Annotated in this window: 17 protein-coding genes; 3 read left to right on the top strand and 14 right to left on the bottom strand. The window is 69.3% G+C overall.

Annotated features, from left to right (window positions below; translation table 11 throughout):
* Nucleotides 1-14 precede the first annotated feature (14 nt).
* The 3 genes from H4687_RS02790 to H4687_RS02800 are packed head-to-tail and all read right to left on the bottom strand — an operon-like array spanning nt 15 to nt 2891.
* The gene (locus H4687_RS02790; protein WP_046914366.1) at nt 15-932 is read right to left on the bottom strand and encodes a universal stress protein; all 918 of its coding nucleotides are present in this window, start codon (nt 930-932) and stop codon (nt 15-17) included.
* 5 nt (nt 933-937) lie between these two features.
* A complete protein-coding gene (locus H4687_RS02795) occupies nt 938-1960 on the bottom strand; it encodes a zinc-dependent alcohol dehydrogenase (protein ID WP_046914367.1) in 1023 nt (340 codons plus the stop codon).
* 25 nt (nt 1961-1985) lie between these two features.
* A complete protein-coding gene (locus tag H4687_RS02800; RefSeq protein WP_046914368.1) occupies nt 1986-2891 on the bottom strand; it encodes a universal stress protein in 906 nt (301 codons plus the stop codon).
* A 695-nt stretch (nt 2892-3586) separates the two neighbouring features.
* Between H4687_RS02800 and H4687_RS02805 the strand changes: the two genes are divergently transcribed.
* Nucleotides 3587-4054 carry a cyclic nucleotide-binding domain-containing protein gene (locus H4687_RS02805; protein ID WP_046914369.1) on the top strand — a complete coding sequence of 156 codons (468 nt, stop codon included), beginning with the start codon at nt 3587-3589 and terminating at the stop codon, nt 4052-4054.
* A 326-nt stretch (nt 4055-4380) separates the two neighbouring features.
* The gene (locus tag H4687_RS02810) at nt 4381-5079 is read left to right on the top strand and encodes a response regulator (RefSeq protein WP_046914370.1); all 699 of its coding nucleotides are present in this window, start codon (nt 4381-4383) and stop codon (nt 5077-5079) included.
* A 22-nt stretch (nt 5080-5101) separates the two neighbouring features.
* Here H4687_RS02810 and H4687_RS02815 read toward each other — a convergent pair whose 3' ends face one another.
* From H4687_RS02815 to H4687_RS02865, 11 genes are all read right to left on the bottom strand, one after another.
* On the bottom strand, nt 5102-6103 hold the full coding sequence (locus tag H4687_RS02815) for an endonuclease/exonuclease/phosphatase family protein (RefSeq protein ID WP_046914371.1): 1002 nt from the start codon (nt 6101-6103) through the stop codon (nt 5102-5104).
* A gap of 135 nt (nt 6104-6238) precedes the next feature.
* On the bottom strand, nt 6239-6532 hold the full coding sequence (locus H4687_RS02820; protein WP_225966573.1) for a hypothetical protein: 294 nt from the start codon (nt 6530-6532) through the stop codon (nt 6239-6241).
* Nucleotides 6533-6618: 86 nt separating this feature from the next.
* Nucleotides 6619-8139 carry a S8 family serine peptidase gene (locus H4687_RS02825; protein ID WP_046914373.1) on the bottom strand — a complete coding sequence of 507 codons (1521 nt, stop codon included), beginning with the start codon at nt 8137-8139 and terminating at the stop codon, nt 6619-6621.
* A gap of 583 nt (nt 8140-8722) precedes the next feature.
* Nucleotides 8723-10156 (bottom strand): glycoside hydrolase family 43 protein, encoded by a 1434-nt coding sequence (locus H4687_RS02830; RefSeq protein WP_046914374.1) that lies wholly within the window; start codon nt 10154-10156, stop codon nt 8723-8725.
* A 449-nt stretch (nt 10157-10605) separates the two neighbouring features.
* A complete protein-coding gene (locus tag H4687_RS02835) occupies nt 10606-13797 on the bottom strand; it encodes an RICIN domain-containing protein (protein ID WP_046914375.1) in 3192 nt (1063 codons plus the stop codon).
* A 221-nt stretch (nt 13798-14018) separates the two neighbouring features.
* A complete protein-coding gene (locus H4687_RS02840) occupies nt 14019-15806 on the bottom strand; it encodes an amylo-alpha-1,6-glucosidase (RefSeq protein WP_046914376.1) in 1788 nt (595 codons plus the stop codon).
* 49 nt (nt 15807-15855) lie between these two features.
* Complete coding sequence (locus H4687_RS02845) at nt 15856-16689, bottom strand: carbohydrate ABC transporter permease (RefSeq protein WP_046914377.1); 834 nt, start codon at nt 16687-16689, stop codon at nt 15856-15858.
* Nucleotides 16686-17669 carry a carbohydrate ABC transporter permease gene (locus H4687_RS02850; protein WP_097251116.1) on the bottom strand — a complete coding sequence of 328 codons (984 nt, stop codon included), beginning with the start codon at nt 17667-17669 and terminating at the stop codon, nt 16686-16688. Before H4687_RS02850 ends, H4687_RS02845 begins: the two co-directional genes overlap by 4 nt.
* A gap of 21 nt (nt 17670-17690) precedes the next feature.
* A complete protein-coding gene (locus H4687_RS02855; protein WP_046918422.1) occupies nt 17691-18935 on the bottom strand; it encodes a sugar ABC transporter substrate-binding protein in 1245 nt (414 codons plus the stop codon).
* Between the two features lie 192 nt (nt 18936-19127).
* Nucleotides 19128-20147, bottom strand: coding sequence for a LacI family DNA-binding transcriptional regulator (locus H4687_RS02860; protein WP_046918423.1), 1020 nt, complete (start codon nt 20145-20147; stop codon nt 19128-19130).
* Between the two features lie 743 nt (nt 20148-20890).
* Entirely contained in the window at nt 20891-22249 is a 1359-nt protein-coding gene (locus H4687_RS02865; protein WP_046918424.1) for a glycoside hydrolase family 43 protein, read from the bottom strand.
* 1109 nt (nt 22250-23358) lie between these two features.
* Between H4687_RS02865 and H4687_RS02870 the strand changes: the two genes are divergently transcribed.
* Nucleotides 23359-25665, top strand: a complete 2307-nt coding sequence (locus H4687_RS02870) for a beta-L-arabinofuranosidase domain-containing protein (protein ID WP_046918425.1) — start codon at nt 23359-23361, stop codon at nt 25663-25665.
* Nucleotides 25666-25766 lie beyond the last annotated feature (101 nt).

Consider the following 25766-nt stretch of genomic DNA (forward strand, 5'->3'; position numbering starts at 1 on the left):
ACCGGTCACCACGGTCACCCGCTCTCGGGGACGAGCACGACCGGGCAGGCCGAGTGGTGCAGCACGCCGTGCGCCACCCGGCCGAGCTGGAGCCCGAAGTGCCGCTCCCGGCGTCTGGCTCCCACGATCAGGAGGTCGGCGTCGTACGAGGCGTCGACCAGCACGTTCCGGGCGTACCCCTCGGCCGTACGGCGCTGGAGCCGTACATCGGCGGGGGCGTCCCGCAGCGCGGCCTCCAGGGCCTCGGCGGCCTGCCGCTCGTGCGGACCGGCGGGCTCCCCGGCCAACAGCGGATGGCCGGTGCTCTCCTGGGCGGGGCGCCGCCAGGCGCGTACGGCCTCGACCTGCGCCCCGCGCCTGCGCGCCTCCTCGAAGGCGAAGCGCACCGCCGCCGGATTCGTGACGGGCTTCCGTTCGGCACCGTACGCCGGACTGGTCCCGCCGCCGACGCCGACGACGACGCGGCCGTGGGTCGCGGGCAGGGCCCGGTTGTCGTGGCTGCCGCGCACGACGACCATCGGGCAGTGCGCGTGCGCGGCCACCGTCAGGCTCACCGAGCCCAGCAGCGCCTCGGTGAGGGCGCTGCGGCCGCGGGTGCCCGTCACCAGCAGCGAGGCGTCGCGGCTCTCCCTCAGCAGCGTGTACTCGGGTTCCTCGGGCAGCACGTCGGTGGAGATCTTCACGTCGGACCGGCGCCGCCGGGCCCGCCGGGCCGCGGTCTCCACGATGTCGCCCGCCCGCACGCGCTCGGACGGCTCCTCCAGCTCCTCGGCGAGCCGGGCTCCCTCGTACCGCTCCCACAGCGAGGCGTACACGACGCGCAGCGGCACCCCGCGCAGGGAAGCCTCGTCGGCCGCCCAGTCCACGGCCCGCAGACTCGGTTCGGAACCGTCGACGCCGACGACGATCGGCTGGTCCTCGGCTATGGCCACCGCACTCACCGTCCCGCGTCGAGATCGAAGACGATCCGGGCCCTGACCTGGCCGCGCAGCACCTCGTCGACGCACTCGTTGACGGCCGTCAGCGGGCGGGTCTCACAGATGACCCTGCTCCGGCCCGCCGCGTGCAGCTGGAACACCTCGGCGAGGTCCTGCCGGGTACCCACGATCGAACCGATCACGCTGGTGCCGTTCAGGACGGTGTCGAAGATCGGGACCTGGACGGTCCCGTGCGCGGGCAGGGCGACCATGACGAGCTTGCCGCGGCGCCTGAGGCCCGCGTGGACGGCTGCGAAGGACGCGTCGTCCACCGCTAGTGCGAGGGCCGCGTGGGCTCCCCCGTGCCGCCTGAGCACCTCGCCGACGTTCTCCTTGCGGGCGTCGACGACGAGGTCGGCACCGAGCTCGGCGGCGAGTTCCAGCTTCTCGTCGGTCACGTCGATCGCCGCGACGGTGGCTCCGGCGATCTTGGCGTACTGCACGGCCAGGTGACCGAGCCCGCCGACTCCGGAGATCGCGACGAGCTGCGCGGGCCGCACGTCCGCGACCTTGAGCGCCTTGTACGTGGTCACGCCGGCGCAGGTCAGCGGAGCGGCGTCGACGGCGGTGACGCCGTCGGGCACCGGCTGTGCGAAGTCGGCCCAGGCCAGCATCTTCTCGGCGTAGCCGCCGTCGCAGCCGTAGCCGGTGTTGACCTGCTCCTCGCACAGCGTCTCCCAGCCGGACAGGCAGTGCTCGCACCGTCCGCAGGCGCGACCCAGCCAGGGCACGGCGACCCGCTGCCCGACGGACAGGTGGGTGACCCTCTCACCGAGCCTCTCGACGAGGCCGACACCCTCGTGACCCGGGATGAACGGCGGGTGCGGCCTGACGGGCCAGTCACCGTGGGCGGCGTGGATGTCGGTGTGGCACAGCCCGGACGCCTCGACACGGACACGGACCTGGCCGGGGCCGGGTTCGGGATCGGGACGCTCCTCGATGACCAAGGGCTCGCCGAAGGCTCGTACGACCGCTGCCTTCATGGTGACAACTCCTTCAAGTGGCGCGTCAGTTGTGGGGGACGACAGCGACGGGGGCGGTGGAGTGGTGCAGAACGGCGTGGGTGACGGGCCCGATGTGGGCGCCGAAGGGGCTGCGGCGGATCCGGCGGCCCACGACGACGAGCGAGGCCTCGCGGGAGGCGTCGACGAGGTGGTTGCCGGGGGTGCCGTAGTGGGACTCCTCGGTGACCTCGACGTGCGGGAACTTCTTGCGCCACGGCCGCACGACCTCGGTCAGGGCGGTGTTCTCGCGCAGGGCGAGGGAGGCGTGCAGTTCCAGGTCGACGGCGAGGCCGTAGGCGTAGTACGGAGGCGGGTTCCAGCCGTGGACGACCCGCAGTGACGTGCCCCGGCGGGCGGCTGCCGCGAACGCGAAGGCGATCAGCTCCTCGTCCGGGCTCTCGATGTCGAGACCGAGGACGACGGGGAGGAACGGGGTCCCGGCGGACGGTATGCCGGCGGGATCCATCGCGTGCTCGTCCGTGGCCTGTTCACCGGCCCGGACCACGACCACGGGCCGCTCGGCGTGTGCGATGACGGCGAGACCGACCGAGCCGACCAGGAAACCGCCGATCCCGCTGAGCCCGCGCGAGCCGAGAACCAGCAGCTCGGCGTCCTTCGCGGCGCCCACCAGCTGCTCGGAGGGGCGGCCGGACAGCTGCTCGGTGCTCACGCGGAGACCGGGGTGCCGCAGCCGGAGCCCTTCGGCCGACTCACGCGGAACCCGTTCGGTCCAGTGCCGACGGGTCTCGGCGCCGAGGAGCGGTGCCTGGGCGAGGGGATCCGGCACGGGCTCCCAGACGTGCACCAGCTTCAGCGGCAGGTCGGACAGCCGCGCCTCGCGGGCGGCCCATTCGGCCGCCGCGCGGCTCTCGCGTGAGCCGTCGAGGCCGACGGTGACGGTACGGTCCATGATCTCGCTCTCCTGTGTCCGCGCATCGGAAACCCGCTTCGATCCTTGTTCTCGGACAGCGCCCGTGGCAGGGGCCGCAGGTCCCGGCCACGGGCCGAACGGCCCTCTTTCCGGCACGGGCGTGGGCGGCGGACGGCGGACGGCGGCGAACGGGGCGGCGAGGTAGACGGCGCAGGGTCCCGCGACGGCCACGCACCGCGGCGCCATCCCGCCGGCCGGGGGGCGCCAGGCACCGGATGCCGAAGGTCGGTGGCCGAGGGACCGAACAGCCCTGTCCGCAGCGGGCGCCGTCCTCCGCCACCGGCGCGCCTGGCACAGGGGTGACCCCGGCCGGCCCCGAGGCCACGACGCGCTGATGACGGCGACCTCCGTCGCCCCGCTGACCGTCGGTGCCCCGGCCGCTACGCCCACCTTGCCAAGCCCTGAGTGAGATCCGGGACGACTGCAGTCCGGTGAGGCGCGGGTGGATGCGATGGTCGCAGGACCGGTGCGGTCCCCCAGCGCTCCAGACGCTCCTACGGGGTGATGAGCGCGTCGACTCGCCACACTGCCCCGGGGGCGCGGGGCGAGTCGGAAGGCTCCGTGCGCCCTGGCCGAGTGGCCCGGACAGGGGACCGGGTGGCCCATGGCCCAGCCCCGTGCGTCCGGCTCATGCTGGCCCTGGCAGTACCCCTACCCCCGCCGGGAGGCACGTCATGATCGCCACGCCCACTCCCAGCATGCTGCGCGCCCTGCCTGCCGAGCACCGGCAGCGGCTCATGCACGTCGCCCGAGAGGTGTCCTTCCCCCAGGGAACGCGTCTGTTCGAGGAGGGTGGCCGGGCCGACCGGTTCTGGATCATCCGCACCGGCAGCATCGATCTCGACATGCGTGTTCCCGGCCGCCGCCCGGCCGTCATCGAGACTCTCCGGCACAACGAACTCGTCGGCTGGTCCTGGCTCTTCTCCCCGCATGCCTGGCATCTGGGCGCCGAGACGACGACCCCCGTGCGGGCGTACGAGTTCGACGCCACGGCCGTCCGCCTCATGTGCCAGGAGGACCCCGCTCTGGGACGGTCCGTCACCCAGTGGGTGGGAGACGTGCTCGCCCACCGCCTGCACTCCGCCCGGACACGACTGCTCGACCTGTACGCCCCGTACGGTGCCGGCGGCAGCCTCGTCTGAGCAGACCGGGATCCGAGGCAGGAAGGGGCCCCTCCCATGAACGGCACCCCGCACACCGTCGCTCGTCCGAGGCGACGGCCACAGGTGGCTCCGCTCCGCCACGCCCCTGACGGTCGCGACGCTCCGGCCGGCGACACGGCCGATGGCCCACGGCGCCAGGCCGCCCGGCCGTGAACCACGGCCCGGTGGGTCGGATGGCGGGGCGGGTAGGGCCGGATGGCCCTGGTACATCCGGCCCCGGCGAGCGATGATCGTCATCGCGGGCGGCTCACAGCCCGTCCGCCCTCGCGGGCCGCCGCCACGGACATCGGGGACAAGGGGCCGTCATGACCGGAACACGCACCTTCACGGATCAGGATCCGATCCGTGTCTTCCTGCTGGACGACCACGAGGTCGTACGGCGCGGCATCACCGACCTGCTCGACGCCGAACCGGACATCTCCGTGGTCGGCGACGCGGACACCGTGGAGCACGCCCTGGCCCGCGGCCCGGCCCTGCGCCCCCACGTCGCCGTCCTCGACGTGCGTCTCCCGGACGGGGACGGCATCACGGTCTGCCGGGAGCTGCGCAGCCGGATGCCGGAGCTGGCCTGTCTGATGCTGACCTCGTTCGACGACGAGGAGGCCCTCCTCGACGCCATCATGGCGGGTGCCTCGGGCTACGTACTGAAGCAGATCAGGGGCTCCGACCTGGTCTCGGCGGTGCGCACGGTCGCCGCCGGCCAGTCCATGCTGGACCCCGCGACCACGGCCCGTCTGATGCGCTCCCTGCGCGCCGACCCCGCCGGGACACCCGCGGTCGCCCCCGAGCTGGCGAGCCTGACCCCTCGCGAGCGCGACATCCTCGCCCTCATCGGCGACGGCCTGACCAACCGCGAGATCGGCAAGAAGCTCTACCTGTCGGAGAAGACCGTCAAGAACCACATCTCGCGCCTCCTGGCCAAACTCGGCGTCCAGCGCCGCGTCCAGGCCGCGGTCCTGGCCTCCCATCTGGAGCACCCGGACACCGGCGACGCCACGGGGTGAGGGGCGCGAGGCGACTGTGAGGTCAGTCGAAGTCGAAGCTGGCCACGACGGGGGCGTGGTCGGACTCGGGGTACTTGATGTCGGTGGCGAAGGCGATGGAGTCGTCGTGGAGGATCTCGTTGTGGATCTCTGAACCCCGGTAGTGGGCGAGGAGGTTGCGGGTGACGAGCATGTGGTCGATCATCTGGCCGCGACCGTGGTGGAAGAGGGTGTAGCGGGCCTCGTTGGGGATGGTGTGCTCGATGGGGACCAGGACCCGGGTGGCGAGGTCGCCGTTGTTGGTGTCCTCGACGTTGCCGCAGATGGCCAGGACCGGCACCTCCTCTGGCTCGGCGTTGAAGTCACCGGCGACGATGATGCGCGCGTCGGCGTCGTCGTCGAGGATCTGGTCGATGAGGCGCCTGACCTCCAGGGCCTGGCTCATACGCTTCATCGACGACAGGAAACTGCCTTCGGCCCAGCTGTCGGCGCTGCTCCAGATGTCGTGCCGGGGGCCGATCAGCCGGCCGGGGATGTCGCTGGGGATCTTGGATTTGAGGTGCAGGTTGATGACATGGAGCAGACGGCCGGGGGCCGCGTGGTCGATGTCGATCTGCGCGTGCAGGATGGGCCGTTCGATTCCGATCGCGACCGGCGCGGCGTCGGGCGGGTCGGCGGTGAGCCGCTGGTAGCGGGGCTCGTTGACCAGGTCGTTCTTCAGCTGCTGATGCTTGATGACCGGCATGTGGGTGGCGATGACCAGGTTGCGCAGGTCGAAGACCGCGTCGTTCGCGGGCTTGGTGCTGGTCAGGGACGCGCCGTCGAGGTTGGTGCCGGCAAGCAGCTCCTTCAGTGCGAGCAGGTCGCGCGGCTGTCCGGGGCGTTCCTGACCGTGGACTTCCTGGAAGCAGGCGATGTCCGCCCTCAGCCGCGTGATCTGCGGCTTCATCAGAGCGATGCGTTCCTTCAGCGACGGCCGCGGGACGTCCGGGGTGGGCTCGTCGAAGTTCTCCAGGTTGAACGTGGCTATCCGTATCGGTGTCACGGGTTCCTCCTTGGTTCGCCGTGGGCGGGATTCATGAAGGCGGTCACGTCGCCGCGTGGGGACGAGGTCGGGACCGCTGGCCGTTCCGCCGGGCAGCGGGGGGGCAGCGGTGGGACTGGGCGCGTAGCGGCATCCTCATGGATGGGCGGGGCCGAAGTCGGGGGGCATGGTGAAGGCGATCTCGCTGATGTGCCGGGCCACGTCGCGGGGTAGGGCGTCGACGCTGAGCGCCTCGTGCCGAGGGGCGCCCTGATCCTCCGGGCGAGCGAAGGTCGCGTCGAACAGGGAAGGCGGTCCGGTGAGCGCGAAGGAAATACCGACCGCGTCCCCCACCTCGAAGCCGCGAGAGGTGAACCATTGACTGACGGTCCGCACCACGTCCGGGGAGGGGACGAGCCGGTGGACGCGGTCGGCGGTGAGCCGGTCCATGACCGGACCTTCCCCGGACGGGCGGAGGACGACCAGCGCTGACAGGAGTCGCCGGCGGTCGTCGGGCAGGGGCACCGCTGACGGTGCTACAGCTGACGGGCGGCGGTGACGGCCGCCTGGGCGTCGACCAGCCCCGTTCCGGTCGCCAGGTCGGGGCCGGGAACAGCGAAGTGCCCCATACCGTCCTGGACGGAGCAGCGACCCGCCGCCACGTCTCGGGCCGTGCGGCGCAGGACGTCCCGGACCTGGGCCGGATTCAGCTGGGGGGCGGCCTCCTTCACCAGAGCGCAGACACCGGCGAGCTGGGGAGCGGCGGCGGAGGTGCCGCTGATGGCCGCCCAGCCGTCGTCGGCCAGGGTCTCGTCACCGTCGGGGTGGTTGTTCCCGGCCAGGTCGCGGTCGATGTCGTCGTTCGGCTGGACCGGAAGCATGATGTAGGCCGCCTTGGGCCGCATGCCGACCAGACCGCACAGATCGGGGACATTGCGGCCGGGGAAGATCTCGCTGGCGAAGCCGCTGGAGTAGTCCGACGCGCGCAGGGCCCCGTCGGGGGACATGAAGACCCCGCCCGCGGAGATGACGTCGGGGTGCTGGCCCGGGAAGCCGAAATGGCCGTTTCCCGCGGAGAACACCACGATGATGCCGCCGGCGACGGCCACGGCGATCGCTGCGGCCAGCGCCTGGTCCGCCGCGCTGAACTCACTGGGACGCCGCGTGCTCGACCCCCAGCTGTTGCTGATGACCTGAGGGTTCAGCGTGACGGCTCTGTTGAACGCCCCGATGGTGTTGAAGAAGCTCATCTTGACCATCGTGAAGTCCACGTCGGGTGCGACGGCGAAGATGTTCGCGGATTCGGCGGTCCCGTGCCCGCTCTCGTCGTCGGCCGGCGCGGTGGCTCCCGGCCCCAGCTGCACCGGGCGCACCCGGTAGCCGCGCGCCGAGAAGAACGGGTGCCGGAAGTGGCCCGAGTCGGTCATGACGACCCTGATGTTCTTGCCGGTGACGCCGGCGCGGTGCACCTTGTCGGCGTTGCAGCCGAGCGAGACGTCGCCCGGGACGTCCAGGTGCCAGTAGTCCGTGGTCGGCGCCATCGCGGTGGCGAAGAAGTAGCGGGGCTCCTCCAGGGCGACGCCCTCCAGGACGTTCGCGAAGTCGGTGTCGGCCGTGTCGATGAGACCGGGCATCTCGGTCTGCGGGCATTCCACGAACGTGGCGAGATCTTCCCTCTGGTGCTCCTTGAGCACCGGCCGCTCCTGGGACTCCAGCGAGCAGCGGAAGGCACGCTCGTAGAGTTCGGGAGGACCGGAGATGTTGAGCGTCGCCTCCCTCGCGAGTTCGCCGGCGCCGCCTCGGCCACGCTCGGCGTCGCGGAACACCGTGAACCCGGCGTCACGCAGTTGCTGCGCTGCCTGCTCCACCACGCGGGGCTCGGACTGGACCGCCTGCGCCGTTCGCGCGGTGACGGCACCGCTCTCGAAGAGTGAGGTGCCTCCGATCGAACGGGGTGAGGCCTGGGCGTAGACGATGCTGGGCAGACCGTTGTCGAGCTTCGGCATCTTCGGCTTGCTGAGGAACCTCTGGTTTCCGTTCGGATAGGGCGCGTTCATCTCTGCCACCTCGTTCCGCCTGGGTATCCATGCTGCACAGCGGCCGGCGTGGGAGGCTCTGCGTCCTGCTGTTCGGTGTCGCCCGCCGCGCGCCGCGGGTGTGAATTACCTGCAATACACCAATATCGCACGAAAGGTCTTCCCTCACCCGTTCAGCCGATGGAGGGAGGGAAGGCGCCTGCCGACCCGTCAAAACGACAACGGTTGAATCGCGAAAGGTCAGGCGCGCCCAGCACGTTGGAGGAGCGGCGGGTCCGCGTGCGGGAAGATCCACACCGAGCCGCGCCCAGGATCCGGGGCACGCCCGGCGGCAAGCCGGTCGCGGAGGTCGGCGAGGTTCCGGGCATCATCCGGCATGCCTGGCCTGGGAGTTGGCCGCGCCGTCGTGGCCGACCGGAGCCCGAGGCCGTAGACGCCGCAGAAGGCCAAAGCCAGGCCGGGCTACGGGACTTGGTGCCCGGAATGTGAGGGGGATGCCGGCGCCTCGCCCGCCCGAGCGGAGGGTGGGCAGGGGGCGGGAGGTCGCTGCGAGGGCGCCGGCATCCCGGTCGGGTCGACTCGGGTCAGGTCACGTCAGGTCGGGTCAGCTCGTCACGCGGAAGGTGGCGTCGCCGCGCCCCGTGGCGGTGGTGATCGGGTCGAGCCTGAGTTGGTACGCGTAGTGGCGGATGTACCGGTCGGGATAGTTGTAGGACTGGAACGACGACCATGTCGCGTCGGCGAGCCCGGCGACCTGGCGGAAGGTGGCGTCCGCGGCGAACCCGCTCGTGCCGTCGTAGTAGGCCAGCTGGAAGTCGAATCCCGAATGCCGCAGGAAGTAACCGGGGAAGTTCACCGACTCGAAGGAGACGGTACCGGTGCCCGCCAGGCCGGTTCGCATCCGGAACTGGGAGTCGTCGACGGGGCTGACGTTCGGGTCGATGCGCACGTCGAAGTTGGTGTGACGCACGTACCGGTCCTGGAAGTTGTAGGACTGGAGACGATTGATCGCGGTGTTGGGCCAGCGTGCCAGCACGCGGCTCTCCTCGGCGGCCGTCAGGTTCAGGATCCAGCCGTGGCGCTTCTTCGTGCCGCCCATGTCGTAGCTGCTCGACGTCTGCTTCTGGTAGGCGGCGGGGTTGGAGGGGTCGGTCGTCAGGACCGGCATGTACCCCCCGCCGGTGGCGTACTGGTCGAGGTAGAGGGCCCACTTGTTGGTGCCGTTGAACTTCATCCACATCGGGCCCTCCACCATGGACCCGGTGAGGCCGATGCCGGAGAGGTTGCCGAGGTTGGTCCAGGTCCCCAGGATCGAGTTGCTGCCTTCGAGGGTGATCTGGCCGTCGCCGGAGGCCCGCACGTAGCGGTAGTTGCCGACACCCGAGGGCACCTCGATGATCTGCGTGTCGATGATCTCCTGGGTGCCGGGACGCTCGATGTACGTCTGCGGGGTGGTGATGGTACGGAAGTCCGTGGTGCGGGCGTAGTAGATGCGGTGCTTCGTCGCGCCGTTGAGGGGCACGTTGGTCGCCCAGTACAGGACGTAGTCGTTGGTCTCGGGGTTCCAGATCGCCTCCGGTGCCCACGCGTTGCGTCCGTCGGGGATGGCTCCGGCGACGTTGAGCAGCCACGGCTGGGACCAGGTGACCAGGTCGCTCGACTCCCACACCACGAGGTTACGGCTGCCGTCGTTGATGGACTGGCTCCACGTCTGCCCGCAGCTGATGCACAGGTCGGTCGCGATGATCCAGTACTTGCTGCCGTCGGGGGATCTCACCAGCGCGGGGTCGCGCACCCCCTTCGTGCCGACCGGGGAGCGCAGGACCATGCCCCCGCCGTTGAGGTCGTTCCAGTGCACCCCGTCCGTACTGTGCGAGAGGTACATCTGCTGCTTGGCCGACCCCTCCCCCGTGAAGTGCACCATCAGGTAACCCGGGTCGGCTGCGGCGGCCCGCTCGGGTGTGGTCAGGGCTTGGGAGGTGAAGAGTAGACAGGCGGCGACCACTATCGCCGCCAGCCGGCTGATGAGCCTGGCCATGCGCGTCTCCTGTCGTGCTACGGGTGCCATGATCGGGTGCTGGTTCTCAGCGCCTCAGCGTGTCGGCGGCCGCCGTAGGCGGAGCCGACGCGGGGGCCGGAGTGAGAACGGGTGAGGCCGGCAGGGCCGACTCAGGAGCCACGAGAGTGGACCAGTGACAGGTGGGATGCACCGGCTGTCTCCTTTGACGGCCTAGCGTTCGAAATTTCGATCACTGTACGTAACTTCGACAGAAGATAAGTTTCGGGCAAGGGCACGTCAATGGGACCGACTGATCTGCGCTGCGAAATTTCTGTGCGCACGTGCGGACCACGGCGACGGCGGAGCCCGCGGACCCCGGCGAAGCAGTGGTGGGGGTCGCTTCCTGCACGGCGTGGCCGCGTGAAGGCATCGGCCCGCCGGGCTGTCCCGGCGGGCCGATGTCCCCTCATGTGTGGTCGTGGGTCAGGTCAGTCCTTGCCGGTGAGGCGCCAGATCTGGTTCTTCTTGGTGGTCAGGGCGCTCGCCGCGTCGCACGGCCACTGGTGGATCTTCGCGCCGGGTGCGGTGGAGATGGTGCTGACGTCGACGCACTTGCCGCTGTGCACGGCGACGAGCTGGTAGTCGTGGCTGTTGCCGAGCGCGGTCACCGTCTGGAGCTTGTACCGCTGGTTGGCGCCGCCGTTGCAGGTCCACTGCTGGACGGCGGCGCCGTCGGCCGTCGAGACGTTCGCGACGTCCAGGCACTTGCCGCTGAACTGGTTGACGACGGTGTAGGTGTCGGTCGTGCCGGTCACCCGGTGGAAGTCGAAGAGCTGCTCCTGACCGCTCCCGCAGGTGTTCTGCTGGTACTGGGTGCCGTTGGCGGTGGACCGGCCGGGGTCTTCGAGGCAGAGCCCGCTGTGCTGGGCGACGGCCGCGGAGGAGAACCCTGCCGGGGCGCCGATGTGCAGGCTCGCCGGTGCGAAGGAGACCTGGTCGAGATGGGGCGCGGAGCTGGACCGCATGGGCTGTCCGATGTCGCTGCCGCCGCCGGAGTACACCTTGCCGATGGTGGTGCCGTCCCAGTCGAACAGCTGTGAGGCGGTGAACCTGACGGTGTTGGCGCCCTTGGTGAGCGTGACGGGGACGGTGTAGTTCTGGAACTGGTTCCAGTGCAGGGTGCTGGCGAAGTTGACGCGGGTGGGGTTGCCGCCGTTGACGCTGACGTCCGCGTGCTCGGCGTACAGGTCGGGGTTGTAGTGGTTGGAGGGCAGCTCCTCGTTGTTGGCGTAGCGCATGGTCATGGCGTAGGTGCCGGCCGAGGGCGCGTTGACGTCGAGGGTGAGGGAGTTGGCGGTCCCGTCACCGATGCCCTTGACCACGCCGCCGTTGGCCTGGCTGTAGCTGGTGTCGGTTTGGGCGGTGCCGGTGAGGGTGCCGTTCTCGGCCTGGTAGGTGACGACGTTGCCGGTGGTGACGACGGAGGTGGCGCTGAACGGCGTGACGGCCAGGTTGTCCAGGGCGAGCGTGCCGCCGGTGCCGGTCACCCTGACCTTGTTGACACCGCCGTTCAGGTACACCCGGTTGGTGGAGGTCGACCAGGCGCCGGTCGTCGCGCCGGCCAGGGTCTGGTCGTCGGCGGCCTTGCCGTTGGCCTTGAGGTCGGCCTGGCCGGTGTTACGGAAACGGGTCGTCAGGTCCGCGTACCCGTCACGGGCGGAGTAGACCCAGAACGTGGCGGACTTGCCGGAGGTGAGGTTCACCGCGCCCGCGCCGGACTGGCCCTGGGCGCTGTAGCCGGCCGTGCCGTTGTCGGAGAGGTTCGCCTGCTCGGCCTCGTAGAGCGTGGTGCCCTGGACGTCGGCGTCCTTGTACCGGAGGTCGATCTTGTCGATGATGGCGTCGCCGACGGTCGCCGCGCCGTTGTCACCGGTGGTGGCCAGCGTGATGGTGTGGCTGCCCGCGGTGAGGTGCACGGTGGCGTCGTCGTGTCCCCACACCACCCACTGGAAGCCCACCGGGATGTCGATCCTGGTCGAGGCGCCGCCGTCGACCCGCGCGTACACGTTCGTCGGGCCCTTGACGTCGGCGTCCTTGGCGTAGCTGCTGCCGAACACCGACAGGGTGTAGTCGCCGGTGGTGGGAACGTCGACGGGGAAGGAGATCACCGTGGTGGAGCCGGTGCGCAGGCCTCCGACGTCCTTGGTACCCGAGGCGAGGAAGCTGCCGACCCGTGCGGTGGTGCCCTCGGTGTTGATGTTGTAGCCGCTACCGCTGAGCGTGGCGTTCTCGGCCTCGTACGTGGCCGACCAGGTGCTGTCGGAGGCGGTTGCGCTGCCGGTCCCGCCCGGGGAGACGATGACCTGGTAGGCGGACATCGCGTCGAGGGTGATGGGCAGGGTGATGGTGCCGTCGGAGCCCACGGCGACGTCGGCGTCGGAGAGCCGGGTCGGGGTGGCCGCCGCCCCGAGGTAGCCGCTGTAGCGGTCCTGGAAGACGCTGACGTGCACGGTGCTGCCGAACACCGCGGGGTCGATGTTCTTGATGACCGTGTCGGAGGCGCCGCTGGTGCCGCCCCCGGCCAGGATGACGCGGGCCTGCTTCTTGGCCGTGTCCAGACTCGCCAGGCCCTGGAGGGTGTACGCGGCGTTGTTGGAGGCACCGGTCACCTTGACGGTGTTCCCGCTCATGGAGCTGTACCAGTTGTAGAGCCACCACTGGGCGTTGGGGGTGTTCTGGGCGGCTGCGGAGTCGCCGAGGTTGCCGTTGATGTTCCAGTATGGCAGGTTCCCGTCGATCTTCTCGTCCTCGATCGCCGCGATCCACTGGACCATCTGGCCGGGGTCGGTCAGGTGGTAGCGGTGGGCGTACTCGTTGAGGTTGACGGTGATCGGCGAGGTGATCCCCGCGGCGGTCTCCGCCGCGCGGTAGGAGTCGACGGTGCTGCGGACGTCCGCCGGGCTGCCCAGGGTGTGCCAGGTCACGACGTCGGGCAGGCAGTTGTTGGCCTTGCAGTAGGTGAGGAAGCCGCTGAGGGAGGAGGAGGTGTAGCTGGAGGTGTTGGGCCCTGCCAGCCGTGCCGCGGGCCAGATGCCCTTGATGAAGTTGTAGGTCTGGCGCCACTCGGCGTTGAAGTTGGCCAGCGCGGTCGAGTTCGTGCGCATGCCGCTGAACCAGTTCAGGTCGGGCTCGTTGTACGGCACGAAGACGATGTGGTCCGCGTGGGGGCTGGCCATCGCCTGCTCGACCTGCGTCTTCATGGTCGCCTGGTAGGCCGAGTAGCTCGCGCGCTCGTAGTTGGCCCGGTAGACGTCCGTCATGTAGATGAAGACGTCCCCGCCTCCGCTGTCCACGAACGGCTCGGCGATCTCCAGGGCGTCCGAGCCGGGGTGCTGCTGCCCGTCCTGGTACTTGGTGTTGGTGGTCTTGAGCCCCATCCCCTCGATGAGGTTGTTCGTCGGGACGTCCGGGCCGTACAGGCCGTACAGCGCCCCGGAGGCGCCGCCGCGGAAGGCTCCGGTGGTGTTGCCGAGGTCGACGGTGAGGGTGGGGGTGGCGGCGGAGGCCGGGGCCACCCCCAGGGTGCTGACACCGGCGATGAGGGTCAGCGGGAGGAGCGTCGTGGCGACTCCTCGCAGGAGGCTCCTCGCGGTCGAGCGTCTTTGCCCGATTGCTGGCATGTGCTTACGTCCCTTCTGGGATGGGGCTGTTGGTGCTGTGCCGGCCCCCGTGCCGGACGTGTGGGTGGGTTCTCGCCGAGGGTCGTGATGTGGTCCGGCCCGGAGTCCCTGAACGTCGGCGCGTACAAGTCCTCGGCGAGGCCTGAGCGGTCGCTCGCGAAGTCCGTCGTCGCGCGTGGGCCGGGCCGGGGTGGATGTTCCAGGACGGGTCAGGGGGTCTGTCAGCCGCCGCCGGGCACGGCGGGTTCCGCTGCGGGTGCGGGTGCGGGTGCGGGCGCGTCGTGCCGGAGTGCGTGAGCCTCGGCAAGGAGAAGGTAGGCGGCAGCGGTCCAGGTGTAGGCGCGGTCGCGCAGGCCCGTGCCGGTGAGGGCGTCGAAGTTCTCGGCGAAGCCGTGGGTTTCGCACAGGGTGCGGAAGCGGGCGCTGATCTCGTCCGCGAGGTGGTGGTGGCCGGCGCGGCGCAGGCCGTCCTCGATGAGGACGGTGGCGGGGGCCCAGATCGGGCCGCGCCAGTAGCCGTCGGGGAGGTAGTGGGGTGAGGTGGGCAGTTCGGTGGCCAGGCCGTACGGGGTCAGATGGGTCTCGATCCGGGCGGCCAGGGTCTTGCCGATGTCCTCGGGCAGGTGCTCGCCCAGGGCCATCGGCATCAGGTCCAGCAGGCTGGAGCTGTCCCAGGTCGCGGTCGTGTCGACACCTCGGGCCACGAACCGCTCCCCCGTCCACAGTTCGTCGAGCATCGCGGCCTGGGTGGTCCCGGCGGTACGGGTCCAGCGGCTGGCCTCGTCGGGCAGGTCCAACTCGGTGGCCAGCCGCGTGAGTTCATGGAGCTGGAGGGTGAGGAAGGCGGCCAGGTCGGCGGTGACGACCACGCGTTCGGGGTCGAAGGTGGTGGCGTTGTCCCAGCCGCTGTCGTTGCCGTGCTGGTAGTGGGGCAGGGCGGCGCCCGGTGCGCGGCGGGCGGTCAGCCAGAAGTCCGTCCACCGAGCCAACCTGGCGTAGATGTCGGTCAGTTCGGCCTGGCTGAGGGGTTCGGGAAGCCGCCTGCGCAGCTGGGACAGCGTCCAGCCGTGGATGGGGGGTTTGACGAAGTTGTGGAGGACCTCGGAGTGGGTGACCGAGTCGGGCAGGGCGCCGGTCTCGTCCTGGTGGTCGAAGGGCAGGTGGAACTGGTCCAGGGCAAGGCCTGGCAGGCCGGGGGCCAGGGCCAGGGCGTTGAAGCAGTGGTCCCAGCTCCAGACCTTGTCCATCCAGTGCTTGGACATCAGCACGGCGGGCCGGGTGACCAGCCCCGCCGGACGGACCGTCGCCGACCACACGACGTAGGCGGCGAGTTCGGCGGCCGGGGTGACGGACGTACGCCAGGGAGCCACGGCGTCGACGAACGCGGCGAAGTCTTCCTCCGCCGTGGCCACGACAGCGTCGAACGAGTCCGAGGACCGGTAGGGCAGGCGCGCGCTGTCCAGTTCCTCGATCGCCGCCTCCCAGACTCCATCGGGGTCCGCGGTGACGGTGACACCTCGTTCACCGGTACCGAGGGCCTGGCTGCCGGACACCTCCGCGACACAGCCCGACAGCACGGTCACCCGGTAACGGCGTCCGGTCTCGTACACGGTGAACACGTACGCCCCGTCCACCGGGTCGCGGTAGAAGTAGGTGCCCGTGAAGGGGGTCAGGGTGTCCGCCGCCGCGGTGATGCGCAGGCCGAGCCCTTCTCCGCGCAGGCGGACGGTGTCCGGTGAGGCGTAGGCGAGCGCCACGCGCCCCTGCTCACCGGTCCAGTTGAGCAGGCCCGCGGTCGCCCCGAAGCGGGTCCTCGCGCGCTCGCCCGTCGTCGCGTCGAGGGGCGTGAAGCGCAGGATCGCGTGCATGCCGTTCTGGTGCGAGACGAGGTGGAGGTCCTCGGCACGGGTCTTCTCCGCGAGCACGGGAGAGATGCCGAACCAGGAGCCGTGGGTGCTGAACGGGATGTCGTGGAGGGAGAAGGCCGGGTCGGATCGGGCGGCGGTCATGGGGCGTGACTCGTTTCTTCAGCAGGGGTGACCGACGGTCGCGTGGAACTCAGTCCTTGACGGCTCCGGCCGTCACGCCGGCGGCTACATAGCGCTGGGCGAGGACGAGAATCACCGTGGCGGGCAGGGAGGCCAGGACGGCGGTGGCCATGATGGCGTTCCACTCCTGGTTGTTGTTGCCGATGTAGTGGTAGATGCCGAGGGTGATGGGCTCGTGGGTACCGCCGTTGGCCAGGGTGGCGGCGAAGACGAAGTCGGACCACGACCACAGGAACGCGAACAGCGAGACCGTGACGACCGAGTTGCGACTCATGGGCAGCACGATCGACCGGAAGGTGCGCAGCGGCCCGGCTCCGTCCATCTGCGCGGCCTGGAGCAGTTCGCCGGGGATGCCGGACATGAACGCGGTGAAGATGAGGACGGCGAAGGGGACGGCCAGGGTGGAGTCGGCGACGATCAGGCCGGGGACGGACTGGAGCAGGCCGAGCTGGAGGTAGATGGCGTAGAACCCCATCGCCATGATGATGCCGGGAATCATCTGCGCCACCAGGAAGAGGAAGCTGAGGACTCCCCCGCCGCGGGGGCGGAGTTTCGCCAGCGCGTACCCGGCCGGCGCCGCCAGCACCACGGTCAGAGCGACCGTGCCGAGGCCGACCACGAGACTGGTGCCCAGGTAGGGCAACTGCTGGTCGAACACGGCGCGGTAGCCGGCCAGTGTGCCATGCACGGGAAACAGATCCGGCGGGGACTTGCGCATGTCCTGGTCGGGAGTGAAGGACACGTTGAGCATCCAGTAGACCGGGAAGAGCATGACGGCGGTGAGCGCCAGGCCTAGGGCGGTCTTCCACCTCGTACCGGGGAAGCGGTGCGCCAGGTTGTTCATGCCAGTGCCTGCTTTCGCTGGACCCGCAGATACACCAGGCCGAAGATCAGGGCGGCCACCACGAGCAGGTTGCCGACGGCCGCGCCGGGCCCGAAGGCGGGCAGCAGATTGCCGAAGCCGAGCTGGTAGGACCAGGTGGCGAAGGTGGTGGAGGAGTCCGCCGGGCCGCCCTTGGTCATGATCCAGATGATGTCGAAGACCTTGAGCGTGTAGACCAGCCCCAACAGCAGGGTGATGGCGGACACGGGGCGCAGCAGCGGGAAGGTGATGCTCAAGAAGCGTCGCCACGCGCTCGCCCCGTCCAGGGCGGCCGCTTCGTAGAGGCTGTGCGGGATGGACTGGAGGCCGCTGTAGAGGACGACCAGGTTGAACGGGACGCCGATCCAGACGTTCGCGATGATCACCGAGGTCAGCGACCACTGCGGCGATGTCAGCCAGTTCACCGGACCGACGCCCACGGCGTGCAGAACGGCGTTGACGATGCCGGAGTCGCTGTTGAGCATCCACGACCAGGTGGAGGCGGACACGATGAGCGGCAGCAGCCAGGGGACGAGGAACAGGGCCCGCAGGGTGGCGGAGAGCTTGAAGTGCTGGTTGAAGAAGACCGCGAGGGCGAGGCCGAGGGCGTACTGGAAGAACAGGCACACGGCGGTGAAGACGACGGTGTGCAGCAGAGCGGGCGCGAAGGTCGGGTCGTCGAAGACGGTCCGGTAGTTCGCCAGGCCGGTGAACGGCGCGTCGCCCTGGACGAAGGAGCGCACGGTGTAGTCGCGCAGGCTCAGGTCGAGGTTGCGGTAGAGCGGATAGGCGTAGAAGAGGACGAGGTAGAGGGTGACCGGGGTGAGGAAGGCCCAGGCGGCCCACTGCGGGGAGGTGGGACGGCGCCGTGCTCGCGCGTGGGCCGGGGGCGGGGCGGCGGTGGCCGCCCCGTTCCGGGCACGCTTGGACGGGCGGTCCGTCAGCTGTGTCGTCTGGTTCATCTGTGGACCAAGGGTTCCTGGCTACTGGGCGGCGGACTGGGCCTTGGCCAGGGCGTCCTTGGGCGAGGCGGCCCCGCTGAGCGCCGACTGGACGGCCTTCCACAACTGCTCGGAGATCTTCGGGTAGTGGGTGCCCAGGTCGTCACTGGTGCGTCCCTTGGCCGCCCTGACCGCGTGGACCCACGGCTCCAGCTTCGGATTCGCGGCAATCTGCTTGTCCTGGACCTCGGCGGTCGGGGCCACGTAGGACAGGGTGGTATCGGTGTCGAGCAGGTTCTGCGCGCTGGTCAGGCAGGAGACCAGCTTGCGTGAGGTGGCGTAGCGGCCGGTGTCGCCCTGGACGGGGACGGTGACGAACTCGCCGCCGGTCGGGGCTGCGGCGTTGCCGCCGGTGTTACGGGGGATGGGCAGGACGCCGTAGTCGAAGCCGGCCTTCTCGGCGTTGGCGAGCTGCCAGGTGCCGTTCTCCGCGAACGCGTAGTCGCCCGTCGCGAACTCCTGCCAGCTGGTCGTCTGGGTGTTGTTGATGACCGAGTTCGGGGCGTACCCCCTCTTCAGCCAGTCCTTCCACAGCGACAGAGCGGACACGGCCTCGGCGGAGTCGAGGTGGACCAGGTCCGCGCCCGAGCCCCAGTACCACGGCAGGAACTGGAAGCTGCCCTCCTCGGTGCCGATCGCGGAGAACGTGATGCCCTTCTTCCCCGCCTTGTCGACCTTCGCCAGCGCCGCCGTCAGCGACTTCCAGTCCTTCACCGAGGCGATGTCGACGCCCGCCTTCTTCAGCACCTCCTTGTTGTAGTAGAGGGCGAGCGTGTTCGCGCCGATCGGCATGCCGTACGTCTTACCGCCCGACTGACCGGCCGCGAGCAGGTTGGAGTCCACGTTCGAGGTGTCGAGCTTGTTGTCGTCGGTCGAGGTCAGGACGCCCGCCTCGGCCAGCGTCGAGACCACCGGGTTGTCGACGATCAGCACGTCCGCGGAGTTGTCCTGCTGCGCCGCGAGGAGTGCCTTGTTCGACAGGTCGCTCGTGTCGAACGCGGTCCGCTTGACCTTCACACCGGCCTTGGCACCGCAGTCGTCGAGCAGCTTCGCCCACGCCGACCCCTTGTCGAACTGCGGGTACGGGTCCCACACGGTGTACGTGCCGCTGTCGGCGCCCTTGGCGCCGGTGCCGTCCTTGCCGGAGCCGCACGCGGTGGCACCGGCAGTGACGGCGACGACGGTCAGGACTGCGGCGGTGAGACGCCGTCTGGCAGATCTGTTCATTGTTCTTTCCTCATGGCTTTCGGCACAGGGGTGCCTTCGGATGGGCACAGGGGTGCCCTGAGAGGGGTGATGAAGGGTTGCCGGCTCGCCCCGCCCGGCGGTGAGCCGTGCCGTACGGGCAAGCGGGGGGTACGGAGAGGAGTGCGGGGTGAGGGGCAGGGGTTTCTACGGGCCTTGCAGCCCGTGGCCGGGTCAGCCGGCGGGGTTCCCGGCGGGCCCGGTGCTGGACCGCAACGAGATCGGCGGCGCGAGGAGATGGTGCCGGGGCGGCGCGTCGGGATGGGCGAGCCGCTCGGCGAGCAGTTCGACGGCGAGGCGGCCCATCTCGGCCGCCGGGACGTCCGCCGCGGTGAGCTGCGGGGTCACCGTCTCCGCCCACCGGCCGGCCACCACACCGGTGACCGAGAAGTCGCGCGGCACAAGGCGGTCGGCCTGGGCCAGGCCCCGGTAGAGACCGCCCAGCGCCGCCTCGTTCAGGGTGACCAGCGCCGTAGTGGCGGGGTCGTCGTGCAGGATCCGCTGCACACAGGCCTGGCCCGAGGCGGCGTCGTCACCACAGCAGTACGCGCGGACCGTCAGACCGCGCTCCGCCGCGGCCTTGGTGAAACCGTCCAGCCCTCGATGCGCCGACTCGTACCCCGCCCGCAGCAGCTGCTCCGGCCGGTTCACCAGAGCGATCCGGCGATGTCCCAGGTCCGCCAGGTGGTGCACACACGCCGCCGCCAGCGCGGTGTGGTCCAGACCCACCCACCAACCACCCTCGGGACGGGCGGTACGGCCGATGGCGATGGCAGGGAAATCCAGAGCGGTGAGGTGGTCGACCCGGTCGTCCTCCAGCCTGATCTCCATCAGGATCGCACCGTCGACCCGCCGCTCACCCAGCAGCCGCTGGAAGGAACGGTCACTGTCCACACCACTCGGAGAGAGCAGGACGTCGTAGTCGTAGGCCGCGGCGGCCTCCACCACACTGCCGATGAAATCCAGCTGCATGCCCGTGTAGTGATTCCCGGCCGGCGGAAAGACCAGGCCGATCGTACTGGTCCGGCCGTTGGCCAGGGCACGAGCACTGGCGCTCGGCTGATACCCCAGCTCGTCCACGACCTCCTGGATCCTGCGGCGGGTGTCCTCCGACACCGGACGCTTGCCGCTCAACGCGTACGAGACGGTGGAGCGCGAGACACCGGCCCGCCGGGCGATCTCACCGATGTTCATGGCGGCTCCTTGCTCGAACCGGTTCGATGCTCCATACAGGGAACGCCCGGGGACCGGAGTGGGGCACTACGGGGGAGGGTTGACGCTCACCGGTCGTCGAACCGGTTCGGTGAAGCGAAGATAAGAACGACCCGGGGGACTGTCAACACCTGTGCCGAAACTTCTCGAAACAGTGCTGTAACCCGAATTGTCTAGGGACTCTGTCCACGTCAGAAGTATTGCTGGAAGCGTTTCTTCGCTGCTAGGTTCCTGCGAACCGGTTCGATGAGCGATCCCTCCGGTGACCAGAAACCCGTACGCACGGTCCCCTGGGTGCGGGACTCCGTCACCACCGGTAAGCCCCGATCGCCCGCTCTTGGGCCCTGATGACAGTCCCCATGTGAGAAAGGCACCCCGGCCGACGCGCGGCTGGGGTGCCTCCGAGGTGGTGAGTACCGGTCAGCGGATGGAGTGGCCCATGTCGTGAACAGCTCGTCCACGTGTCGGTGGACCGCACCACATCGTGATCACCGTGGAGCGTGCGGGGCAGCCCTGCAGAGTGATGGGCGCCCGGCGGTACGGCAGTTGCAGGTGGGAGCTGTTCGGTGGGAAGTCGGGTCGCTGCCCCGGTAGAGAACTGCAAACGGCAGACGTCGAGGACGAGAGCGCCGGACGCGACCCCGGCGTCTGTGAGGCGAGGAAAGGTCGTGCCGTCGCGGGTGGGGCTCCGCGACGGCACGGCGGGTGGGAGTGGATCGGCCAGGTCAGGCCCAGGGGCTGACCACCGTGAAGGAGCTGTCGGCGCGGAACGTGTCGTTGTCCTGGTAGAGGTCCACACGCAGCGCGTAGTTGTAGTGACGCAGGTAGCGGCCGGGGTAGTTGTACGACTCAAGGCGGACCGAGCCCGAGGTGGCGCCCGGCCGGGCACAGTACGTGGCGTCCTTGTTGAAGACATCGGTGCCGTTGCTGCTGTCGAAGCGGGCCCGGAAGTCCCAGTGGCGCAGGTAGCGGCCGGCGGAGTCACGGAAGGAGTAGCAGTTGGCGTCCGCGAGGCCGGGCACGACCGTGAAGGTGGCGCTCTGCTTGACGGCGGTGGTACTGGAGGACGTCACCGGGTCGACGTAGCCGAGGTTGTCGGAGCGCACCACGGCGTAGCGGCCGGGGAAGTTGACCGACTGCAGCGACCTGGTGGTGTTGATGGGCAGGGTGACGCCGCCGGGGACGGTCTCCTTGAGTACGGTCGCGTGGCGGATGAAGCCGGTCAGTCCGGGCACCTCGGTGGGCGTGGACCAGGTGGCGAAGTTGTCGTAGCTGTCGCTGTACCAGTACTTCCCGGCGCGGTAGCCGTCGTAGTAGATGCGCCAGCCGCCGTTGTCGAGCTGGACCAGGGCGGGGCCCTCGACCCAGCTGCCGAATCCTGCCCAGTCGCCCGTCTTCCGGATGGTGTACGGGCCGGTGAGGCTGGAGGCGGTGGCGTACTCGATGTACTTCGTCGTCTCGTTCTTGGTGAACGCGTGGTAGGTCGAGCCGACCTTGACGACGAAGGTGTCGATGTTGTTCGGGCCGATGCCGGCCAGCTGGGTGGGTGCCGACCAGGTGGTCAGTGCGGAGTCGGTCGCCGTGATCTTGTAGGCGGTGAAGTGGGTCGCGGTGCTCGCGGCCGTCAGCGACACGATGATGTTGACGCTGCCGTCGCTGTCGACGAACCACTCCGGGGCCCAGGTCCGGGTGAGTCCGCTGATCGGGATCGTGTAGTTGTACAGGAACGTCCAGTTCACACGGTCGGCGCTCCGGGCGAAACCGATCGTGTTGCCGGTCCAGTTGGTGGTGTAGGTGAGGTAGTAGAAGCCGTCGGTGTGCTTGATGATGCTGGGGTCCCGGATCAGACCGGACGGCGGGCTGTACGCCGGGCCCTTGCGGAGGGTGAAGCCGGTTGCGTCGGGCGAGTCGTACACGTACATGTTCGACTCACTGGAGTTGGTGAACGCGGTCATCGTGTACCGCGTGGCCTGCCCGGCCGACGGGGCGGCCGCAACCGCGGTGCCCTGCACGGCAGGAACGCCCAGCACCACCAACAGCAGCGGGCCCAGCAGGGCGAGCAGCGTTCTTATGGTTCTGTTCAACTCTTCCTCCAGGGGCCCGGCCCGGCCGCTCGCCGTGACAGGTGACATCATTTGTTCGAGATTGCGAACAATGTGCGGCAATCCGATCAGAAGATAGATTTCAGCCACGCGGGCGTCAATGCGTCAGACGCGTCCCGTTCCAGGCGCCTCCCACTGCGCAGACACGAGATGCGGGAGCCGCAAGCACGCGATGCCATGGGCCTCGCGGGCGGCGGCCCGCTTCTTCCTCATCGGCCACCAGCGGGGAGGAATGGCATCGAAGTCCCCTTTACAGGCGCGGAGTCGGGGGGATCCGATCCAGCAACCCCACTAGGAGGCAGGAGTCGCGGCCACCCTGCCCGCGTCACCTCGGAGGACGCCTCCGAGGCGCCCGCCGTGGAAGTCAAGGAGCATGCGGGTTCCTTTCGGAGGCAACCAAGCAACCAAGGCAACCAAGGCAACCAAGGCAGAAGCGTGACCGGCATACCGAACAGAGATCGACTTACCGAACAACTCGACGCTGAACCTAGAGTTCCGGCCGCGCGGAAGTCAACGGATCGTCCAGGCTTTTCCGGGGCATCGCCGTCAGCCGCCTCCCTGCCACCCCTGACGACAACGGCGGACCGTCGAACCCCCTGGCCACCCTCACAACCATCCAATGTCTGGGCTCACTCGTCCGTCACGACCAGCCGCTCATCTGGTCAGCAATTCAGCCTTTTGTGTCGCGGGACTAGACACAGGCAACATTCATATCCCTTAATCCATCCCATGTAGCAGCAGCGAGGACCGATGGTCCGAGCCCCCTGCGGGCTCGGGCTTCTTCGTCGAGCCTTGTTGCCGCCTCGCCCACGATCGCCGAATCGGACGGAGTTCCGACGATCGAACAGGACGAACCACTGTGCCGGATGAGTCCCACGCGCTTGAGTTTCCCGTCGGCATGGCGGCCGGAACAGAGGTCGCCAGGACGGTGGTCGCCGCCCACGGCTTTGCCGTGATGCCATCGGCCGGCCGGCCGTACGGCGCCCTGTCGGCCGCGCACACGCCCGCGACATGCCGCACCCGACCGCCGTACATCCCAGCGGAAGGGTCAACGGCCACGTAATCGCTCTCTCGCCACCGAAGGGTCAAGGATGTCCTCCTCCGTCAGCAGACGGCACCTCCTGCACGTAGCCGGAGCCACCGCTGCCGCCTCTGCCACCGGATTCTTCCTCGGCAACTCCCCCGCCCGAGCAGCCGTCTCCCCCGCGAGGCCCGACATCGGGGTCTCCGCGCACCCCTTCCGAGTCGGCCAGGTCCGGCTCACCGCGAGCCGGTGGCTGGACAACCAGAACCGTACGCAGAACTATCTGCGGTTCGTCGATGTCGACCGGCTGCTGTACAACTTCCGCGCCAACCACCGGCTGTCCACCAACGGCGCTGCTGCCACCGGCGGTTGGGACGCGCCGACGTTTCCCTTCCGCACCCACGTCCAAGGGCACTTCCTCACGGCCTGGGCCCAGCTGTACGCCGTGACCGGGGACAGCGTCTGCCGGGACAAGGCAACGACCATGGTCGCGGAGCTGGCCAGATGCCAGGCCAACAACGGCGCCGCCGGTTTCAACACGGGGTACCTCTCCGGCTACCCCGAGTCCGACTTCACCGCTCTGGAGCAGCGGACCCTGAGCAACGGCAACGTGCCGTACTACACCGTCCACAAGACCCTCGTCGGCCTGCTGGACGTCTGGCGCCACATCGGCAGCACCCAGGCCCGGGACGTGCTGCTCGCCCTCGCGGGATGGGTCGACTGGCGCACCGGCCGGCTGAGCGGCCAGCAGATGCAGGCCATGCTGCAGACCGAGTTCGGCGGCATGAACGCCGTGCTGGCCGATCTCTACCAGCAGACCGGCGACGCCCGGTGGCTCACCGTGGCCCGACGGTTCGATCACGCCGCGGTGTTCGACCCGCTGGCGTCCGGCCAGGACCGGCTCAACGGACTGCACGCCAACACCCAGGTACCCAAGTGGATCGGGGCCGCCCGGGAGTACAAGGCCACCGGCACCACCCGCTACCGGGACATCGCCACCAACGCCTGGAACATCTGCGTCACCTCGCACACCTACGCCATCGGCGGCAACAGTCAGGCGGAGCACTTCCGCGCCCCGAACGCCATCGCCGGCTTCCTGAAACAGGACACGTGCGAAAGCTGCAACACCTTCAACATGCTCAGCCTCACCCGGGAACTGTTCGCGCTGGACCCGAACCGGGCAGCGCTGTTCGACTACTACGAACGGGCATGGCTGAACCAGATGATCGGCCAGCAGAACCCGGCCGACGACCACGGCCACGTCACGTACTTCACGCCGCTCAACCCGGGTGGCCGGCGCGGCGTCGGCCCGGCGTGGGGCGGCGGCACCTGGAGCACCGACTACGGGACCTTCTGGTGCTGCCAGGGCACAGGTCTGGAGATGCACACCAGGCTGATGGACTCCATCTACTTCCGCAGTGACAACACGCTGATCGTGAACCTGTTCGTGCCCTCGGTGCTCGACTGGTCGGAGCGCGGAATCACCGTCACCCAGACCACGACGTACCCGGTCGGTGACACCACGACCCTGCGGGTCACCGGCGACGCCGGCGGCACCTGGGCGATGCGCATCCGCATCCCGAGCTGGACCGCCGGGGCCACCGTCAGCGTCAACGGCACGGCTCAGAACATCCCGACCACACCCGGCAGTTACGCAACACTGACCCGATCCTGGGCCTCCGGCGACACGGTCACCGTCCGTCTCCCCATGCGGGTCGTCATGCGAGCGGCCGACGACAACGCGAACGTCTCCGCGATCACCTACGGGCCGGTGGTCCTGTCCGGCAACTACGGCACCTCCTCGCTCAGCTCCCTGCCGTCGCTGAACACGTCCTCGATCACGCGGACCAGCAGCAGTTCGCTCGCCTTCACCGCCACCGCCAACGGCTCCACCGTCACCCTGGGCCCGTTCCACGACGCGCACGGCCACAACTACACCGTCTACTGGAACGCCGGCGGCAGCGTCCGTCTGGCCAACGTGGGCAGCGGTCTTCTGCTGGGCATCCAGAACATGTCCACGGCAGACGGTGGCCGCGCTCTGCAGTGGTCGGACAACGGCACCGCCGACCACGACTGGTACATGATCACCGACGGGAACGGGTTCCGCTTCCGCAATGTCCACAGCGGCAAGGTGCTCGGCGTAGGGGACATGTCCACAGCAGACAAGGCGACCGTCCTGCAGTGGTCGGACAACGGCACCGCCGACCACAGGTGGACGCTGCTCGACCAGGGGGACGGGACCTACAAGATCCGCAACGAGCACAGCGGCAAGCTGCTCGCCATCGCGGACAACTCCACCGCTGTCGGGGCGTTCGCGGTCCAGGACTCGGACGACGGCACCGCCGACAACCGGTGGCGCATGGTGAGCAACTGAGGCCCCTCACGAAGGAGCCCTCGGCCACTCCTCCCTCCACTGCGCTCGCCACTTCGACCATTGTTCGACATCACGAACAGCAAGGCCAGAGCAGCGCATCG

Origin of the sequence: Streptomyces stelliscabiei (genome assembly GCF_014873495.1) — a bacterium.
GTDB classification, from domain to species: domain Bacteria; phylum Actinomycetota; class Actinomycetes; order Streptomycetales; family Streptomycetaceae; genus Streptomyces; species Streptomyces bottropensis.

Bases quoted from the DNA above. Each gene is read 5' to 3' on its own strand.
- H4687_RS02795 (WP_046914367.1), bottom strand. From the start codon at position 1,960: ATGAAGGCAGCGGTCGTACGAGCCTTCGGCGAGCCCTTGGTCATCGAG.
- H4687_RS02800 (WP_046914368.1), bottom strand. From the start codon at position 2,891: ATGGACCGTACCGTCACCGTCGGCCTCGACGGCTCACGCGAGAGCCGC.
- H4687_RS02805 (WP_046914369.1), top strand. From the start codon at position 3,587: ATGATCGCCACGCCCACTCCCAGCATGCTGCGCGCCCTGCCTGCCGAG.
- H4687_RS02810 (WP_046914370.1), top strand. From the start codon at position 4,381: ATGACCGGAACACGCACCTTCACGGATCAGGATCCGATCCGTGTCTTC.
- H4687_RS02820 (WP_225966573.1), bottom strand. From the start codon at position 6,532: ATGGACCGGCTCACCGCCGACCGCGTCCACCGGCTCGTCCCCTCCCCG.
- H4687_RS02825 (WP_046914373.1), bottom strand. From the start codon at position 8,139: ATGAACGCGCCCTATCCGAACGGAAACCAGAGGTTCCTCAGCAAGCCG.
- H4687_RS02830 (WP_046914374.1), bottom strand. From the start codon at position 10,156: ATGGCCAGGCTCATCAGCCGGCTGGCGGCGATAGTGGTCGCCGCCTGT.
- H4687_RS02835 (WP_046914375.1), bottom strand. From the start codon at position 13,797: ATGCCAGCAATCGGGCAAAGACGCTCGACCGCGAGGAGCCTCCTGCGA.
- H4687_RS02840 (WP_046914376.1), bottom strand. From the start codon at position 15,806: ATGACCGCCGCCCGATCCGACCCGGCCTTCTCCCTCCACGACATCCCG.
- H4687_RS02845 (WP_046914377.1), bottom strand. From the start codon at position 16,689: ATGAACAACCTGGCGCACCGCTTCCCCGGTACGAGGTGGAAGACCGCC.
- H4687_RS02850 (WP_097251116.1), bottom strand. From the start codon at position 17,669: ATGAACCAGACGACACAGCTGACGGACCGCCCGTCCAAGCGTGCCCGG.
- H4687_RS02855 (WP_046918422.1), bottom strand. From the start codon at position 18,935: ATGAACAGATCTGCCAGACGGCGTCTCACCGCCGCAGTCCTGACCGTC.
- H4687_RS02860 (WP_046918423.1), bottom strand. From the start codon at position 20,147: ATGAACATCGGTGAGATCGCCCGGCGGGCCGGTGTCTCGCGCTCCACC.
- H4687_RS02870 (WP_046918425.1), top strand. From the start codon at position 23,359: ATGTCCTCCTCCGTCAGCAGACGGCACCTCCTGCACGTAGCCGGAGCC.